At 56.3% G+C, this 16,293-nt stretch carries 19 protein-coding genes; 4 read left to right on the forward strand and 15 right to left on the reverse strand.

Going from position 1 to position 16,293, the window contains the following annotated elements; genetic code table 11:
- Positions 1-10: 10 nt before the first annotated feature.
- A complete protein-coding gene (locus tag EL26_RS10915; RefSeq protein WP_038088229.1) occupies positions 11-904 on the reverse strand; it encodes a nucleoside hydrolase in 894 nt (297 codons plus the stop codon).
- A gap of 76 nt (positions 905-980) precedes the next feature.
- On the opposite strand from EL26_RS10915, the gene EL26_RS10920 reads away from it, so the two are divergent.
- From EL26_RS10920 to EL26_RS10930, 3 genes are read left to right on the forward strand one after another with little or no spacing between them, the layout of a single operon-like run.
- Positions 981-2,453, forward strand: a complete 1,473-nt coding sequence (locus EL26_RS10920; protein ID WP_038088232.1) for a spore germination protein — start codon at positions 981-983, stop codon at positions 2,451-2,453.
- Positions 2,454-2,482: 29 nt separating this feature from the next.
- On the forward strand, positions 2,483-3,598 hold the full coding sequence (locus EL26_RS10925) for a GerAB/ArcD/ProY family transporter (protein WP_052036258.1): 1,116 nt from the start codon (positions 2,483-2,485) through the stop codon (positions 3,596-3,598).
- Positions 3,595-4,722, forward strand: a complete 1,128-nt coding sequence (locus tag EL26_RS10930) for a Ger(x)C family spore germination protein (RefSeq protein ID WP_038088235.1) — start codon at positions 3,595-3,597, stop codon at positions 4,720-4,722. Before EL26_RS10925 ends, EL26_RS10930 begins: the two co-directional genes overlap by 4 nt.
- A 501-nt stretch (positions 4,723-5,223) precedes the next feature.
- Here EL26_RS10930 and EL26_RS10935 read toward each other — a convergent pair.
- The 13 genes from EL26_RS10935 to EL26_RS10995 all read right to left on the reverse strand — a co-directional run bounded on the left by EL26_RS10935 (position 5,224) and on the right by EL26_RS10995 (position 14,144).
- Complete coding sequence (locus EL26_RS10935; protein WP_038088238.1) at positions 5,224-5,418, reverse strand: hypothetical protein; 195 nt, start codon at positions 5,416-5,418, stop codon at positions 5,224-5,226.
- Between the two features lie 160 nt (positions 5,419-5,578).
- Positions 5,579-6,073 carry a S1 domain-containing RNA-binding protein gene (locus EL26_RS10940; protein ID WP_038088243.1) on the reverse strand — a complete coding sequence of 165 codons (495 nt, stop codon included), beginning with the start codon at positions 6,071-6,073 and terminating at the stop codon, positions 5,579-5,581.
- Between the two features lie 85 nt (positions 6,074-6,158).
- Positions 6,159-6,542, reverse strand: a complete 384-nt coding sequence (locus EL26_RS23730) for an FtsB family cell division protein (RefSeq protein WP_052036259.1) — start codon at positions 6,540-6,542, stop codon at positions 6,159-6,161.
- A gap of 22 nt (positions 6,543-6,564) precedes the next feature.
- Positions 6,565-7,212, reverse strand: coding sequence for a spore cortex biosynthesis protein YabQ (gene yabQ, locus EL26_RS10950; protein ID WP_038088246.1), 648 nt, complete (start codon positions 7,210-7,212; stop codon positions 6,565-6,567).
- Positions 7,213-7,224: 12 nt separating this feature from the next.
- Complete coding sequence (gene yabP, locus EL26_RS10955; protein WP_052036260.1) at positions 7,225-7,530, reverse strand: sporulation protein YabP; 306 nt, start codon at positions 7,528-7,530, stop codon at positions 7,225-7,227.
- Positions 7,531-7,638: 108 nt separating this feature from the next.
- A complete protein-coding gene (locus EL26_RS10960) occupies positions 7,639-7,929 on the reverse strand; it encodes an RNA-binding S4 domain-containing protein (RefSeq protein WP_038088248.1) in 291 nt (96 codons plus the stop codon).
- A gap of 3 nt (positions 7,930-7,932) precedes the next feature.
- A complete protein-coding gene (locus EL26_RS10965; protein WP_038088250.1) occupies positions 7,933-8,205 on the reverse strand; it encodes an HU family DNA-binding protein in 273 nt (90 codons plus the stop codon).
- 98 nt (positions 8,206-8,303) lie between these two features.
- The gene (gene yabN / locus EL26_RS10970; protein ID WP_038088252.1) at positions 8,304-9,776 is read right to left on the reverse strand and encodes a bifunctional methyltransferase/pyrophosphohydrolase YabN; all 1,473 of its coding nucleotides are present in this window, start codon (positions 9,774-9,776) and stop codon (positions 8,304-8,306) included.
- Positions 9,777-9,826: 50 nt separating this feature from the next.
- On the reverse strand, positions 9,827-11,449 hold the full coding sequence (locus EL26_RS10975) for a putative polysaccharide biosynthesis protein (RefSeq protein WP_038088253.1): 1,623 nt from the start codon (positions 11,447-11,449) through the stop codon (positions 9,827-9,829).
- 106 nt (positions 11,450-11,555) lie between these two features.
- Positions 11,556-11,861 carry a hypothetical protein gene (locus tag EL26_RS10980; protein ID WP_152559244.1) on the reverse strand — a complete coding sequence of 102 codons (306 nt, stop codon included), beginning with the start codon at positions 11,859-11,861 and terminating at the stop codon, positions 11,556-11,558.
- The gene (locus EL26_RS10985) at positions 11,818-12,789 is read right to left on the reverse strand and encodes a hypothetical protein (RefSeq protein WP_038088255.1); all 972 of its coding nucleotides are present in this window, start codon (positions 12,787-12,789) and stop codon (positions 11,818-11,820) included. The genes EL26_RS10980 and EL26_RS10985 overlap by 44 nt, the downstream gene beginning before the upstream one ends.
- Positions 12,790-13,272 (reverse strand): TIR domain-containing protein, encoded by a 483-nt coding sequence (locus EL26_RS10990; protein WP_052036261.1) that lies wholly within the window; start codon positions 13,270-13,272, stop codon positions 12,790-12,792.
- A 356-nt stretch (positions 13,273-13,628) separates the two neighbouring features.
- Entirely contained in the window at positions 13,629-14,144 is a 516-nt protein-coding gene (locus tag EL26_RS10995) for a GNAT family N-acetyltransferase (RefSeq protein WP_038088256.1), read from the reverse strand.
- 72 nt (positions 14,145-14,216) lie between these two features.
- Here EL26_RS10995 and EL26_RS11000 point away from each other — a divergent pair, with 72 nt between their 5' ends.
- Positions 14,217-14,813 carry a DedA family protein gene (locus EL26_RS11000; protein ID WP_038088258.1) on the forward strand — a complete coding sequence of 199 codons (597 nt, stop codon included), beginning with the start codon at positions 14,217-14,219 and terminating at the stop codon, positions 14,811-14,813.
- A 197-nt stretch (positions 14,814-15,010) separates the two neighbouring features.
- Here EL26_RS11000 and EL26_RS11005 read toward each other — a convergent pair whose 3' ends face one another.
- Entirely contained in the window at positions 15,011-16,267 is a 1,257-nt protein-coding gene (locus EL26_RS11005) for a cation:proton antiporter (RefSeq protein WP_038088263.1), read from the reverse strand.
- Positions 16,268-16,293: the final 26 nt, after the last annotated feature.

Genomic DNA, 16,293 nt, shown 5'->3' on the forward strand with positions numbered 1-16,293 from the left:
ATTGGAAACCTCAATTTTGCAAAACCCGCAAAACATCTTCCGCAAAAACGGCACCCTCCAGCTCCCACGCCAATCGCGTCCCCGCCGGCGCCGCCGCTTCCTTGGCACCCGGGCGAAAATCGGCGATCGTCTGCCCGCGGCACCGTCCGTTATCCGTGACGATGTCCACGTTGCGCCGAATGAAACCCAACGCCTCCTGATGCGTCAGCGCAAACGCCGGCAGGAGGTCGTGCATCGGGGCTCCGGACAGCGCGGGATTCTTGCTGTGGTAATAGCGCCAATAGGGCTCGTAGAGCGCCGTCAGCGGCGTCTGTGACACCATCTCCGGCGTGAGCACCGCTTTCATCGTGACGTGCAAGGGAAACAACGTCACATCCGCGCCGCTCGTCAGCACCAACTGCGCCGCGACCGGGTCGCCGTAGACGTTCGCTTCCGCCACTTCGGTGATGTTTCCCACGCCAAACGCGCCGCCCATCGCGTAAATTTGCACGCCCTTCCAACGCTCTCCGTACAGAAGCATCAGCGTCGCCAATGACGTCATCCGCCCCAGTTCCAAAATCGTCACGTCCGGCGTGATCCACGGGAGCAGCTCATGCAGCTCTCCCGCCGACTCCTTCACAAGCGGCAGTTCGATCAAGCCCAACCCCTGCGTGCCGTGCACCTCCGGAAAAAAAACCGGACGCTCGCCGGTCATCGGACGCGCACACCCGGCGAACACGGGAATGTCCTCCCGCCCCAATTGCCGGAGCAGCCACTTGGCGTTGCGCACCGCGATGTCGCGCGGCATGTTGCCGTAATCGCCGACGACGCCCCGCACGTCCAAATCCGGGTTGCGAACGCTGTACCACAAGGCAAACGCGTCATCCACGCCCCCGTCGAAAAACAGGATGATTTTTCTTCTCATGTCAAAAACGCCCCCTTACCTTGGATGAGTGTTCCTCCGATGGGTGAAACTAATCGAAAAAAGGGGGAACTCGCACATGTTGGGTCCCGGCCTTCCTGCGTCGCTCGAAGAAGTCGTCGGGCAGCTGCGGCAAAAACTTCCCCGAAGCGCCGACCTGGTGGTACGAACGCTGCACCGCGGGCAACTCGGTGTTTTTTATATCAGCTCCTTGATCGACCAAGACCGGTTGCAAAGAAGCGTCTTGGCTCCGCTGCAACGGCTCGGCGGACGCGCCGCCACGCCGCAAGCGCTGCTCGACATCGTGCCTCTGGGCAGCGTGCAAGTCACGCGCGCCCTCGCGGATCTGATCGACGGACTCTTATCCGGTTGGGTTTGTTTGGTCCTCGACTCGCAAAAACAAGCGGTGCTCGTGCAAGTCGATGCGACGCCGCAAGCGGCCGAACCGCAGCGCGAATACGCCGTCGTCGGGCAACAGGCTGCGTTCACCGAAGACTTCAACACCAACGTTGCGCTCGTTCGCAAGATGCTTCCTGACAGCAGTTTATGCAACGAAGCGCTGTCTGTAGGCACGCGCAGCAAGACCCGTTTGAGCCTGTTGTACGTTCGCGACATCGCAAGCGAGCAAAACGTCAACAGCATCCGCCAGCGCATCACGGATTTGGAGATCGACAGCGTGACGAACATTTCCGTGCTCAGCCACTTGATCGACGACAACTCGCTGTCGGTGTTCGCGCAGATGATGCTGACGGAGCGTCCGGATCTGGTGACGTATGCGTTGATGGAGGGCAAAATCGCCGTGTTGCTCGACGGCAGTTCGCTCGCGTGCCTTGCGCCGTGCACGATTTGGGACTTTATGAAAACATCCGAAGACTACAACATGCGCTGGAACCTCGCCCTGTTCGTGCGGGGGTTGCGGGTTTTCGCGATGCTCTCGTCGACTTTGATCACGGCGTTGTATGTCGCGGCGCTGACGTACCACTACCAAGTCATCCCGATCAACTTGCTCGACTCGCTGATCGAGTCCCGCCTGCGCGTGCCGTTCCCGCCCTTGTATGAAGCGCTCTTGCTCGAAGTGATCATCGAACTTCTGCGCGAGGCGGGCGCGCGCTTGCCGACCAAAGTCGGGCAAACGATGGGCATCGTCGGCGGGATCGTCATCGGCGAAGCGGCGGTGCAGGCGGGCTTCACGTCGAACATCTTGATCATGCTGGTGGCGCTGGGCGCGCTCGCTTCGTTTACGGCGCCCAATTATATTTTCGGCATGGTCATCCGGCTCTTGCGCTTCCCGATGATCCTCCTCGCCGGGTGGCTCGGGATGCTCGGCGTGATGTTTGGCACGGCGTTTCTCATGCTGCATCTCTTGCGGATGACTTCGCTTGGGCACCCGTATCTCTGGCCGTTGTACCCCCTGCGCTGGAAAAACTGGCGGGAAGCGCTGCTGCGGATTCGCATGCCCGCCTATGCGCACCGCTCGTCATACGGACGCCCGGAAGACACGCAGCGCTTCTCCGCCGTCCACGCCCGCGAACAGCACGACATCGACGAATAAACGCCGTGTTCAGGAAAGGAGGTTCCGCCGTGGACGTCCCCGTGCGCCCGCCCAAACGATTGCTGCTCAACGCCTATCTGCTGTTTTTTCTCGTTCATGACAACCAAGTCGGCGTCGGCGTGCTCGGCTTCCAGCGCTTGATCGCCGAATTTGTCTACCAAGACGCTTGGATCGCCGTCCTGTTGGCGGGGTTGTTCGTGCACGTGACCGTGTGGGCGATCCTCCGCACGTTGCGCCTCTATGACCCGACCGACTTGTACGGAGTGCATCGGGTCGTCTGGGGGAAGTGGCTCGGCAACTTGCTCAGCGTCGTCTACTTGCTCCTGCTCGCCGCTCCGGTGCTCGTCATCATCCAAACCTATACCGAAGTGGTTCAGACCTGGCTTGCTTCCGACTTTCCTTCGTGGTTCCTGTCGCTGGTGTTGCTGAGCCTCGTGCTCTACGGCGCGCTCGGCGGGTTGCGGGTGATCGCGGGAATGTGCGTGTTGGGGATTTTTTTTACGGTATGGATGGTGCTTTTGGCGTACTTTCCGCTGCAATACGCCGTCTGGACGCATCTGTTGCCGGTCTGGGAAGCGGACCTCCCCTCCATGATGAAAGCCGTTCAGAAGATGAGCCTCACGCTCTCCGGCTTTGAAATTCTCTACTTCGTTTACCCGTACATCCGCGACCGTCAACAGGCGATGCGCTGGGCGCAACTGGGCGTGCTGCTGACCAATCTGCTCTACTTGACCGCGATGTTGACGGCGACGGTGTACTTCTCGCACGAGCAGCTGATGCGCAACATCTGGGCACAGCTCTCGATGTTGAAGATCATCCAAATTCCGTTCTTGGAGCGGTTTGAGTATGTGGTGATTCCGCTGTGGGTGCTCGTGCTCTTGCCGAACCTCCTGCTCTACACGTGGGCGTCCACGCGCGGCCTGAAGCGAATCTTCTCCCTCTCGCAGAAAAAAAGCACGATTGCCCTGCTCTTCGTCGTGTTCGCCGCCGGGTTCTTCTTCAACACCCGTCAGAAGATCAACACGCTGAACAACTTGTTCAACATCGTCTACTTCTACGCGGTGTTTCTCTACCCGCTGTTGCTCTATCCGATCGCGATCCTGCGCAAGAAATGGCAGACGCGGCAGGAGGTTGCCAAGGGATGAAGTACCGCCTGCTTCCACTGTTGCTCTCGATCTCGCTGTGCACGACCGGTTGCTTGCGCACGAACATCCTCGAACAGACCGGCCTGATCGTCATGGTCGGCTTCGACAAAGCTGCCGATGACCAAATTCAGGGGACGTCGCTGCTCTACCAAATCGACCCGCGTGCCAAGGAAAAAACGCAAGTGATCACCTCCGTCGCCGCCTCTTCCAAAGGCTCCCGCGACCTCAACAACTTGGGCATGGCGAAGCGGATGGTCTCCGGCCAATTGCGCGTCGCCCTCTACAGCGACGAACTCGTTCGGCAAACCGGCATGCTCGAACTCGCCGACACGCTGTCCCGCGACGCCAACGTGGGGCGGATGCTGTACGTGGCGATCTGCAAAGGAAAAGCGCTCGACCTGATGTCGTTTCGCTACCCGGAAGCGTCCAACCTCGGCACGTTTCTGTACCAAGATCTCAAGCAAAACGCCAAGAACGGCACGTTGCCTTCCTCGACGCTCCACGAATTCATCCGCGATTACTACGAGATCGGACGCGACCCCGTCTTGCCGATCTTGGAGAAGGAAGAGCGGAAAGTCGTCATCTCAGGAATCGCCCTGATGCGAAACGACCTCATGGTGGGCGAAGTGTCGCCGCGCTCCGGCTATTACATCAAAGTGTTCCGCGACCAAAGCATCGCGACCAACCTCGAAGTGCGGCTGAAGTCCTCCGAGCTCCAACCGATGCTCAAAACCAAGCCCAAGAAAGCGCAAACCGCCGTCGTCATCACCACCCTCAAGCAGCACGGCAAGATCAAACTCACCGACCCGAAAAAACTGAACTTCGACATCTCGCTGAAGATCAACGCGGAGATGCTGGAGATCTCCGAGCAAGTGGACCTCTCCAACCCGGAAACCGAGCCGAGAATCGCGCAGTTGGTTTCCCGGCAGTTGACCCGCGAGCTGCAACAGTTGCTCGACCGGTGCATCGCCAAACAGACCGACCCGATCGGACTCGGCGAAGTCTACCGCGCTTCGGTGCGGCACAGCCTCCTGAACCGCGGGCAATGGCACCGGATGCTCTCCAACGTGCACGTCACCCCGCACGTGGACGTCACGTTCGTGCGCTCCGGCGTCGTGGAGTAGCCTCCCGCTCTCCTGCATAGAAACCGCACCCCGTGCAAAAAATGACATCAGCACCTTCCCCGAAGGAGGCACACTCCATGAACCCCTACCTCTATTCCTATATCGGAATCGCCGTCTCCGTCGTCGTGCTCGTCGGCCTCACCGTCTGGTGGACGTATTCCAAGTACAAACGCAAAGCGTAAGAAAAAACCGCCCTCTCCCCGGAGACAGGCGGTTTTTCCCGTAGACTAGCCGGTAGTCGAGAGCCTCACGCGCTCTACCACAGCCAATGCCCGACACGGCTCCAAAAAGACTCAATGTCGCGGACGGCAAACTCTTGCACTTTGGTCACCCAAAATTCATGATACATCTTCTGACTTCCCTCCAATATCTCTCTGAACTCACGCTCACAGGATATTGTCGAAACGTCGCAGATGTGCAAGAAAAATAAAAACAAATAAAAAAGCCCAGCTCTGCATTAAGAGAGCTAGGCTGCTTCCCCGACAGACGCCAAAAACCGCTCTAAGAGGCGTTGACGGTCGAAGAGACGTAGGCGCAGGCCAGCATGACGATCAGGGAGAGGAACATGAACCCTGCGAGGCCTTTTTTGCGTTGCTTGATCATCGACAGCATCGTGAACAGAGAGAGCACTGCAAGCAGCACAAAGCACAGCGCGACGCTGTACGGGTGAAGGGTCATACCTTCGTGGAGCAACATGGACGAGTCACCTCTTTTAGCATTCAACTGAAATCAGAACTATAAGACCGCACTACAACTATTTTATTATAAAGAACAGGCACAGGTTGTGTCAAAACAGGAAACATTATGCACGCAAAAAAGACACCCTGACGTACAGGGTGTCTCGGTATCACAACGATTAGCTGCGACGGCCGCCACGGCCTCCGCGCTTGGACTCGTTGCGTTTAAGGGCAGACAGACGGTCTTCACTTTCTTTGAGAAAACGGGTCAACTTGTCTTCGAATTGCATCGGGCGTTCCGGACGATTGCCGCCGCGTCCGCCGCGATTGCCGCCGCCGCCCATCGGACGGTTGCCGCGCGGTCCGCCGCCACCGCCGCCCATCGGACGGTCTTCACGCGGACGGAATTCACGCTTCGGGGCTTCTTGGCCCGGAACCGGATCCTTCGCTTGGCGGATGGAGAGGCCGATCTTGCCATCCTTATCGACGTTGATTACTTTGACGGTCACTTCGTCATTGACTTTGAGATGATCGTTGATGTCCTTGACATACGTGTCCGCGATTTCGGAGATGTGAACCAGACCCGTCACGTTACCCGGAAGCAACACGAATGCACCAAAATGAGTGATGCCGGTTACCTTCCCTTGCAGTTTGCTGCCCAATTCAATGGCCATGTAGAAAAAGCTCCTCCTTAAGGATTAACGAACGTATTTCTAAACAAATTATACAGAGAGACGGGGAAAAAGACAAGAAGCGCGCTTACGGTTTGGGCGCTTCTTGCTTCGGTTCTACAAATAAAGTTTCCCCGTCTTTCGCCATCATAAACTTGCTGCGGGCGAGCTGGGCGATGTACTCCGGGTCTTGCAGCAGTTTCACGCGGTCTTGCAAATCGCTGTTGGACTGCCGAACTTGCGCCATCTCCTTCGTCAGCGCCGTCTGCTGTTCATCCAATCGCTTCAAATCCGGCGATTGAACAAAGAAAAACACATACGCCGCCCACGAAACCATCCCGATCAACAAGATCCGGCGCGGTTTCCAACGGAGCTTGCCCGCGGGTTTGCGAGTCGCGGCAGGGCGGGGTGCCGCCGCCGCGGTCTCCTGTTCGTTTTGCATGCTGTATACCTGGGTGCGTCCCTGTTTCATAAGTCCTGCTGCGCCTCCCGTTCTATTTCTTCTTGGATTCGTCGTCCTCGTCTTCTTGGTCGACTAACCAATTCGCCACCTTCTTCAGAAATCCTTTCCATTTCTGACGGGCGCGTTCGAAAAATCTCTGAACGGGTTTGAACACCGGCTCGATCAACGGCTGGATCGTCCAGCGGTAGAACTTGCGTCCGCTCCACTCCAGCGCCGAGAGCAGCGGACCGAACGGCCAGAGGATGACGCGCTCCAGCACTTTGGCGAGACGGTCGATGCCGCGTATGACACCCTGCACCAGCGACCACAGCCAGAGCAGCGGCGTGATGACGGTGAGAAACAGGAAGCGGCCGATCACTTTCAGGATATAGGTGATCGTCTTGATCACGCCGACGGTGGAGCCGACGACGATTTTGCGCAGCAGCAGGCGGTAGAGACCCAAACCGATCAGCATCACCAAAAACACGTACAGCCGCACGTCGCCGTCGTTCGCCCAATGAATCGCCCAGAGCACGAGCAACAGCGCGAAGATCCAAAACGCAAAGTCGAGGATCGGGCCCAAGAAGCGCAGGTACTTCCACTCTTTGAGCACGGTGCGGTACACGTCATAAGCGGCACCGAGCACGGCGCCGCTGGTACTCATCGCGAAGACGGTCAGATACTGCGTCCAGAGGTTCATCGAACCCTCCCCCTAGCGGAACAGTTTGCTGAAAAACCCCTTGGCCTTCTCCGCCGGCGTCACGCCTTCGTCAAAGTAGCCGATGTCGTAGATCAGCCCTTCGATCGCGACAAAGCCGTTTTCCAAGTTCAGCGTTTTGATATGCAAGTTTTCGCCGCGCACCGCCACGAACCCGTATTGGGTCGCCAGCACGAACTCGTGCGCGTCGAAACTCTCGACATTCAGGACCCCGTTCACTTCCAGGCTCTGCCGGTTGCGAAGGACCAGCTCGTGTTGCTGATAGAGTTTGTTTCGAGGGTTGTTGCGTTCTTCTGCCATCATTCCAATCCTCCCCACAGGCTCTTGATATGTACAAGATATGGCCCGGACAACCAAAAAAGACCAAGCCCGTGAGAGGCTTGGTCTCTTTTCTCGTACGTTTATTCGTTAGTCTTCGTCGTCGACGAATTCCGGTTCCACAACTTCGCGGCGGGTTTCGGAAACGATCGTATACATCTGCGCCGCCAGGTCTTTCTTGGCCGACTCTTGCAGCATTTCCACGCGGGCTTCCACGATCTTCTGCCCGAACGTAATCGTCAGGAGGTCGCCGACGCCAACCGAAGTGCTCGCTTTGGCCGGACGCCCGTTGAGGGTGATGCGCCCTTGGTCGCAGACTTCCTTCGCCAAGGTGCGCCGCTTGATGAGACGCGACACCTTGAGGTATTTATCGAGACGCATGTCTTACTTCGTCGCTTCTTTCAGCTTGTTGCCCGGTTTGAACGCCGGAATGACCGATTCCGGGATCGTGATCTCTTCGCCGGTTTTCGGGTTGCGGCCGGAACGTGCGGCGCGCTTGCGGGTTTCGAAGGTGCCAAAGCCGATCAGTTGAACTTTGTCGCCGGACTTGAGCGCCTCTTCGATGGTGTCGAGCAAGCTGTTAACCGCGAGTTCCGCGTCTTTTTTCTTCAGGCCGGATTTTTCCGATACAGCCGCGATGAGTTCCACTTTGTTCATGGTACGTATGTGCCCCTTTCGCAATTACACTCATGGTATATGGCAGATGAATCACGTTGTGAATTCCATGTCTCTCGGGAAATTCCTGCCACCGTTCGTTATTTTCCGTGTTTTTTTGCCTCGTTCCAGAGTGCGTCCATTTCTTCCAAGGTGCTTTCTTGCGGGGTTTTTCCTGCTTGTCGCAGCGCGTCTTCGATATAGGCAAACCGTTCGCGGAACTTGCGGTTGGTCCGCGCGAGGGCTTCTTCCGGGTCGACTTTCAGGAAACGCGCCACGTTGACCAGCGCGAACAGCAAATCTCCGAGTTCGCCGGCTTGGTCGTCGGTCGTCTCTTGTAATTCAGTTATTTCTTCTTTGACCTTTTGGTATACCTGCGAGAGATCCTCCCAGTCAAAACCTGCTCCGGCGGCTTTCTTTTGAATCTTGTACGCCATCGCAATCGCTGGTAGAGAGGCGGGCACGGAGTCGAGGAGGTGCTCGACGACTTCGCCCTTGTCCGCTTTTTCCTGCGCTTTGATGTCCGCCCAGTTGGCGACGACGTCCTCGGCGGTTTCCGCTTCCGCCGCGGCGAATACGTGCGGATGGCGGCGGATCATTTTTTCGCTGGCGAGGCGGATCACTTCGTGGATGTCAAACGTGCCTTCTTCGCTGCCGATTTGCGCGTGCAGGACGATCTGCAAGAGCAGGTCGCCCAGTTCGTCCGCGAGATCGAACGGGTCGTCGCGGTCGATGGCGTCGGCGACTTCGTACGCTTCTTCCAGCACGTATTGGCGGAGCGTCTGGTGCGTTTGCTTCAAGTCCCACGGGCAACCGGTTTCCGGATGGCGGAGTGCTGCGATGATGTCGACGAACTGCCAGAGTTGGGAGTTGATCACTTTTTCTTCGAGAGTCGCCGGGAGATAGACGGTGGTGAGGTGGTCGATCCAATCCAAGCGGTCGATTTCGTAGAGCGGCAGCGTTTCCACGCGCTCCATCCCCTCCACGCCGACCGCGCGGGCGACGGTGACCGGATAATCGTCCGGGTATTGGGTCATCAGCGTGAGTTTGACGTCGCTTGCCACGTCGCGGGAGTAGACTTGCGCGATGACGGTGTGCAGGCTCGGGTTCAACTGGCGCGACAGCAGCGCCGTGCCGTCGAGGAACAGCAGCCCGTCGGTCGGGTCGACGCCGACGTTCACGAGCAGATCGTCGAGGAACGAGTGGCCGGGGCCGATGACGATTTCCACGCCGTGAAGTTTTGCTTGTTGGCGCAGGTTTTGCACGGTGATTTCCGCGACGCCGGGGTGTCCGGGGACGGCGTAGACGATCTGTCCGTGCTGCTTGGCTTGGTCAAACAGATGATCCGCGATGTTCTGGTAGACTTCGGCGAATTCATCCGCCGCTTCGTAGAAGGAATCAAGCGCAACAAAGACGATCCCTTTGGCTTCGAGATCGTCCACGACCGGATGGCGTTGTGTGCGCAGAAAAATCGCGCCGCCCGCCGCTTGTTGCGTTTCGAGAATTTGAAAGGAGCCGAGCGGAAGCCCGGTCCAAGAACCGGGCCCGAGGCCCACGATGGTGATTTGTGCCATGTGTAGGGTTCACTCCAAGTCATGAAATCGGTATCCGCGACACCCGGCTGTCAGCGCAGCAAGCCGATGCGGGTGAAAAAGCCCGCCAGTTTCGGCCCGAACTTCGGCACCGCCGAGATGTCGGAGCGCGTGACGGAGCCGGTGACCATCAGCGCGATGAGGTAGATGAGCGCGGCGGCTCCGATCGCGGTAAACGCGGTGAGCGCCGCAAGCAGGCGGCCGTCTTGCGTGATCGCACGCAACGCGGGCGCGAGATGTTCGACGACACCGTACGCCGCCACCGCGAGGAAGAACGTCGCAAACAGCGGGCGCAACAGCATCGTGCGCAAATCGAACACGACGCCGGTGTGCTTGTAGAGCGCGAGCAGATTCAGGAATGTCGCGATCAGGTAGGAAATCACGGTCGCGAGCGCCGCGCCGTTGATTCCTAGTATGGGTACGAGCAAGAAGTTAAATCCAAGCTTCGCAATCGCCCCCAGAAACAAGTTGCGAACGGGTATGTAGACGACGCCGACGCCTTGCAGAATCGCGGACGACGTGAGCTGGATGCTGGAAAACAGCGTGGCGGCGGCGATGGCGATGATCGCTTGCGTGCCTTCGTTGTTTTTGAACAGCATGATGTCGATCGGTTCGGCGAGCAGGGCGAGTCCGACGGCGGACGGAAGCGCGACGAGCATCGTGAGACGCATCGCCATCTCCATGCGGTAGGAGACGAGGCGTTTGTCCCGCAGCGCGATCGCGGCGGAGATGGCCGGCATCAGAGCGGTGCCGATCGCCGAAGCGAACGTCGTCGGGAGCAGCATCAGCTTAAACGCGCGTCCGGTGAGCAGGCCGAACATTTCGGTGGCTTGTTCTTGCGAGAAGCCGCACTTTTTCAGCAGGTTGACGACGGTGATAACGTCGACGTTGTTCATCAGCGGCACGACCAGAGCGCCCAGCGAGACGGGGAGGGCGTACCAGCAGAGTTTTTTCACAACTGTCCATGTCGGTTGCGGAGCGATTTTGTTTTTGAAACGCGCGTCGTGGCGGAAGTAGTGGCGGCGGGTCCACGCGAACACGAGGATCGTGAGGAAGCCCGCCAATCCGCCGGTGAACGCGCCGAACGCCGCTCCGGCGGCGGCAAATTCTTCGCCGTAGCCCCATTGGAGGAGCAGGTAGGAGAGGACGAGGATCGTGCCGACGCGCACGAATTGCTCGACGAGCTGCGACGTGGCGGTGGGCTCCATGCGTTGCCAGCCTTGGAAGTATCCGCGCACGGCCGACATCAGCGGGACGACGAGCAGAGCGGGCGCGATCATGCGAATGGCGTAGACGGAGTCGCGATCGCCGAACCAGTTTGCAAATTCATCCGCGCCGAAGAAGAGCACGAGGAAGAACAGCACCCCCGTGATCGTGAGGAGGACGCTGGAGACGCGAAACACTTTTTTCGCGCCTGCGTAATCGCCGAGGGCGATGTGTTCGGCGACGAACTTGGACACGGCAACAGGAAAACCCGCCGTGGAGAGGATCAGCAGCGTGGAATAGATGGGATACGCCATCTGATAGAGCCCGATCCCCCGGTCGCCGATGATGTTTTGCAGAAAAATCGTATACACAGACCCGAGCAGCTTGGACACAATCCCGGCGATGCCCAGAATCAAAGCCCCGCGTAAGAACAAATTGCGCTCTGACATGTTCGTCCCTCCCAGTATACCATCTCTTCCCATCGTATGAGGACAGGCGCCGAGATAGGACAACCGACGGGGGATAAAAAAAGAACCCTTGCGTAGGGTTCTTAGCTTAAATGATCACTTCACTCAGATCGGCAGGGAAGGAGACCACAACGTCCGCCTTCATCTTGCCTTTACGACGTCTTATGTGTTTGGAAGTTCGTTTGACCGTCACCTTCACCACATCATTGGAAGTATGTTTTAGAGGATCAGACGGAACCACAACAAAACCATTCACACTTACGGCAGACGGTTTAATCTCGTAAACAAAAGTCTGAGTCGCAGAAGTGCGGGATAAAGAGAGGCGCTTGCTCATTCCCTTAGAACCGATTTTATACGCTGTGGCCAGCAATCGTTTGCCTTGATGATCTCTCATATTGATTCCTCCTTCCAATAATATAATCAAGAGTAGCAACCAGCCGATTGTTAACGGATAACTCCGCACCGATCTCGGCAGAATTACTTAATATTACATCAGAAAGTAGGTGCACAGTCAAGGCGCAGCCTTGCCTTTCAATCGGCCAAACGAAAATGTGATCATACTTCCCTGTATCCCATTCTAATTGGTCGCAAGTGAAAAGTTTGGCTTCATTTGCACTGTAGGCCTCAAAGACAAATGATTGTTCATCAAGTGTCATAGGCTCGCGGTTTTGTTCATACCGAGAGGCCCCCATTTTGACGAAACCCGATTCGCAACGTCGAAAGAGATACGCAATCTTAATCGTGGTGCCCGTCGGCGGAATGAAGTTTCGGGCCACAGACTCAAGGATACTCTGATACTCTGATAGATCATAGGATAGCGCACATTTAAGAAGGTCCTTGACTCCATCATCAATTTGCTTATCCAATTTCCTATACCGCACTCTTCCACCAATTTCCCCAATCTTCAGGGAAATTTGGACCATCTGAGTTCCCATTGAATTATCAAATCTAGCTCGGTCAGATTGAAACTCAAGAACCTCATGACCGTCAAAAATAGAAGGCAATTCAGCACGACATTGGGACGGCAACAAGATGAACACCCGCTCGACACCAATTCTGCCCATCCCCATACCCAGTTTGATCAATTCGCCATGTAATATCGACGTTTGCTGAAAATCTCCCTCCGACAAAACTACGATAAAAAAGTCGTATTCATCTAATTCCGATTGAATATGTTGCAACTCTGTTAATCCGGGAGACCTAGGTGTAAATGACCAAAGGTTCGTCATCAAGTCAGAAGAATTTTGATTAAGACCAACGAGCAACTTCTGAGCAGCCGGTCTACCGCTTTCGGTATGCCAAATACAGGCCCTCAAGCTCATCTACAGCCTCGTATACGCTTTTGGCGTTGCCAAAATAGCAGCTTTACGCATCGACAACTCGGAGATTGCATTACCCATCATATGAGTCGGATGGGCTCCCCGATCAAAGATATATTCCAATGGTTGTACACCGTGCAAATCCGACGGAAGATGCAAGTCCTTCTCACCGCGAGGAACCACAAAGAATGTCCGTTGGAGCCCCAACAATCCCATGAAAAGACCCAGTTCAAAAAGTACATTATCTCGAACTGCAAAAGATACTTTATCACGTGATTCCACGAGGTCATCTGGGGTAAAAACAAATACCGCAACCTCGAACTTGCTCGTTGCCTCTGCTAAATCAACGATTGGAATAGAAGACGGACGAAAAATCCCCTCCGTCCATAGATGTGCATCGTAATCATGTGAAAGACCCACCCGCAGTCCTTGCGCTAGTGTCAACCCTTCTGTCGATGAGCCGATGAATAATTTAGGTAAGGTCATTTGAAGTCCTCCGTTTCAGGAACTTGTTGTTCCACGTTTGTACACTTGTGAAATCTGTAGCTCTATTATATTCGGAATCTGATTAATGGTCAATAATAGTCAAACATCAATTCTGTCTCCTGACTTACGCCCCTCCAAGCTGTTTTTATAGAACTTCCACATGTCAGAAAGCATCTTCGGTAAAGGTACGATCTACTTAGCTTTCGAGATATTCATAGGAACCGTACTTGTCTTCGTAATGCTTGATTCGCAAGATGGCGGTGTTACTCAATTCTTGGTCGCCGATATTATCCAGAGCGGCTTGCTCTCAGTAGTACGTCTCTCTTCCTGCTCTTATACGCAAAAAACCACCCTGCCTACGACGATTGGGTGGTTTTTTTCTCGAGAAAACGCTCATTGGTCAGCTTCACCAAAAACACATCTGTCACGGACGCGTCGTGCTCGAAGCCGAATTTCAGCAATGCTTGTTGGCCGGGGACGTTGTCGAGGGCGATGTCGTCGAGCAAGAGGCGGCCGCCTCGTTCGAGGAAGAAATGCTCTGTGAACAGTTGCAAGGCAACGGATGCGTACTTGCGGCCTTGGTGCGGTGCTTCGATCTTCATGCCAAGATACGCGGTGCCTGTCTCTAAGTCGAAGCTGTGATAGCAGATCTCCCCCACGGGCTCCCCTTCTCGGTTGACGACGAGGAAGTAACAGCGCGACGGCTCCCCCGGTTCTACCCAACGTTCGTACCAAGCCCGCCCGTCTTGCATGGTATACGGACCGCCGAGGTGTTTGTTGGTTTCCGGACATGCCCATAAGTGTTTGATGTAATCCACCTCTTCGAAGGTCGGGTGGCGGAGGGTGACGTTTTTACCGATTCGTGGGTTCATGTGCAAGGTCTCCTGTTCTTTTTACCCAAAGTGGGCAATCCTACCATCAGGATAACATGGGGAGTGGCGCTCATGGAGCATATCATTCTGCACTTCATTGCGAAGTACGGCTATTACGCGCTGTTTGCCGCGCTGGTGACGGGGATTGTGGGGTTGCCGGTTCCGGATGAGATTTTGTTGACGTTTTCGGGGTTTTTGGTGTCGGTGGGGCGGTTTCGGTTTGCGTGGGTGCTGTTGGTGGCGTTTGCGGGGAGCGTCGTCGGGATGTCGATCTCGTTTTGGATCGGGCACCGCTTCGGTCTGCCGCTGCTCGAAACGTACGGGCGCAAAATTCACATCACCCCGGAGCGCCTGCACAGCGTCGAACGCTGGTTCAACCGCTTCGGCAAATTCGCCGTGCCCGTCGGCTACTTCATCCCCGGCGTCCGGCATCTGACCGCGTACTTCACAGGCATCTCCAAATGGCCGTACTCCACGTTTCTGCTCTACGCCGCGCTTGGCGGACTGCTCTGGTCCAGCACATTTCTCACCATCGGCGTGTTCGTCGGACACCGCTGGCGGCTGGTGACGCTCTATCTGCACAAATACCTGCTCGCCGCCGGTCTTCTCCTCCTCGTCGCCGCCGCGCTCGTCTGGTGGGTGCGTCGCCGCCGCAGTAAAATCATGTAAGAAGCGGTCGAGAGCGTTTTTGAAAAAGAGAACCTGTAAAACCTCAACGCATCAAAAAAGACAGCCTCTCCGGCATTCACCCGGCAGGCTGTCTTTTTTCAATTCTACTGATCCGCTTCAAAATGTTCGGAGCGCTTGCGGTGAAAGCGAATCAACGCCTCTTCATTTTCCGTAGATCGACCATGAAGAAAATGCGGTTAGTGCACCCGCTCTGATTCTGTTTTTTCCAGCAGCCCGAGTTTTTTCGCGACAAAGGGGGTGGTGCTCGCTTGCAGCAACAGCGTGAACAGAATCGCCACAAATGCAATCGCCGACATCAACTTCCCGTCTTCCAAACCGGAGCTCCCGACGATGCCGACCAGTGCGGCGGCGATGACACCCGTCTCGCGCGTCCAGAAGAGAAACAGCACTTCGTTTTTCTTCCACTTCGCTTTGCGGTCCGGCAGCAAGCAACTGAGCACCGTAAGCGGGCGCGCGAGGAAGACAAACACCAACACGACCAACAATCCTTGCCAGCCGTATTCCTTCAACACGCTGAAATCGACCTGACTGCCGAGCAAGATGAAGATCAGCATCCTCAGCTTCAACGCCACCGCGTCGATAAACTCATGCGCGGCGTGCTCTTGTTTCGGCAGGATCGTCAGCTTAAACGACTCCGCGTTGCCGATCATCAACCCCGCCACGAACACGCTCATAAAGCCGCTGGCGTGAATCCGCTCTGCGACGAGATACGCCGCCAGCACGGTGATCACGACGACCATCGGCGTAAATTCGCGCAGCAGACCGCGGTCGTTCTCCGAAATCAAGAACGCCGCGATCCAGCCGACGATCGCCCCGACGATGATGCCGCCCAGCGCCAACTGCAAAAACTGCAGCCCGATCGCGCCCCACTCGACACTCGCCCCGGCCGAGATCAACAAGGAAAAAACGACCGTCGCCATGATCGCCCCCGTCGCGTCTGTGAACGCCGACTCGGTGATGACCGTCTGTGAAACTTTGCGGCGCACGGGGAATTTCTGAAAGATCGGCACGAGCGCCGCCGGGTCGGTCGAAGCTAAAATCGACCCAAGCAACAACGCAGGCAAAAACGGCATCCCAAAAATCAACACCGCCGCCCCCGCGACGACCAGCGCCGTCACGACCACGCCGACGGTGGAGAGCATCGTGATCGTCACCCAGACTTCCCGCAACACGGAAAGCCGCGTGATCATCCCGCCGTGAAAGAGGATAAACGACGCCCCGAACAACAAAATCACTTGGTTGATCGTCGATTCCGCCGGGATGTCGACGAGGTCGAGCACCGACGGCGAAAGCACCAAGCCGATGAGAATGTAGAGCACGACGTCCGGGATGCGTAATTTTTCAGAGAGTTTGCCGCCCAGCGTCCCGATGAAGAAAATGATCAAGACCGCCGTTAATAGTTCTTGTGCCAGTTCAACTGCATGTGAGTGCATAACAACCTCCTCAAGATGAGTTTTCT

The organism is Tumebacillus flagellatus (assembly GCF_000714935.1).
In the GTDB taxonomy this organism is placed as follows: Bacteria; Bacillota; Bacilli; order Tumebacillales; family Tumebacillaceae; genus Tumebacillus; species Tumebacillus flagellatus.

Bases quoted from the DNA above. Each gene is read 5' to 3' on its own strand.
- EL26_RS10915 (WP_038088229.1), bottom strand. From the start codon at position 904: ATGAGAAGAAAAATCATCCTGTTTTTCGACGGGGGCGTGGATGACGCG.
- EL26_RS10920 (WP_038088232.1), top strand. From the start codon at position 981: ATGTTGGGTCCCGGCCTTCCTGCGTCGCTCGAAGAAGTCGTCGGGCAG.
- EL26_RS10930 (WP_038088235.1), top strand. From the start codon at position 3,595: ATGAAGTACCGCCTGCTTCCACTGTTGCTCTCGATCTCGCTGTGCACG.
- EL26_RS10935 (WP_038088238.1), bottom strand. From the start codon at position 5,418: ATGTTGCTCCACGAAGGTATGACCCTTCACCCGTACAGCGTCGCGCTG.
- EL26_RS10940 (WP_038088243.1), bottom strand. From the start codon at position 6,073: ATGGCCATTGAATTGGGCAGCAAACTGCAAGGGAAGGTAACCGGCATC.
- EL26_RS23730 (WP_052036259.1), bottom strand. From the start codon at position 6,542: ATGAAACAGGGACGCACCCAGGTATACAGCATGCAAAACGAACAGGAG.
- yabQ (WP_038088246.1), bottom strand. From the start codon at position 7,212: ATGAACCTCTGGACGCAGTATCTGACCGTCTTCGCGATGAGTACCAGC.
- yabP (WP_052036260.1), bottom strand. From the start codon at position 7,530: ATGGCAGAAGAACGCAACAACCCTCGAAACAAACTCTATCAGCAACAC.
- EL26_RS10960 (WP_038088248.1), bottom strand. From the start codon at position 7,929: ATGCGTCTCGATAAATACCTCAAGGTGTCGCGTCTCATCAAGCGGCGC.
- EL26_RS10965 (WP_038088250.1), bottom strand. From the start codon at position 8,205: ATGAACAAAGTGGAACTCATCGCGGCTGTATCGGAAAAATCCGGCCTG.
- yabN (WP_038088252.1), bottom strand. From the start codon at position 9,776: ATGGCACAAATCACCATCGTGGGCCTCGGGCCCGGTTCTTGGACCGGG.
- EL26_RS10975 (WP_038088253.1), bottom strand. From the start codon at position 11,449: ATGTCAGAGCGCAATTTGTTCTTACGCGGGGCTTTGATTCTGGGCATC.
- EL26_RS10980 (WP_152559244.1), bottom strand. From the start codon at position 11,861: ATGAGAGATCATCAAGGCAAACGATTGCTGGCCACAGCGTATAAAATC.
- EL26_RS10985 (WP_038088255.1), bottom strand. From the start codon at position 12,789: ATGAGCTTGAGGGCCTGTATTTGGCATACCGAAAGCGGTAGACCGGCT.
- EL26_RS10990 (WP_052036261.1), bottom strand. From the start codon at position 13,272: ATGACCTTACCTAAATTATTCATCGGCTCATCGACAGAAGGGTTGACA.
- EL26_RS10995 (WP_038088256.1), bottom strand. From the start codon at position 14,144: ATGAACCCACGAATCGGTAAAAACGTCACCCTCCGCCACCCGACCTTC.
- EL26_RS11000 (WP_038088258.1), top strand. From the start codon at position 14,217: ATGGAGCATATCATTCTGCACTTCATTGCGAAGTACGGCTATTACGCG.
- EL26_RS11005 (WP_038088263.1), bottom strand. From the start codon at position 16,267: ATGCACTCACATGCAGTTGAACTGGCACAAGAACTATTAACGGCGGTC.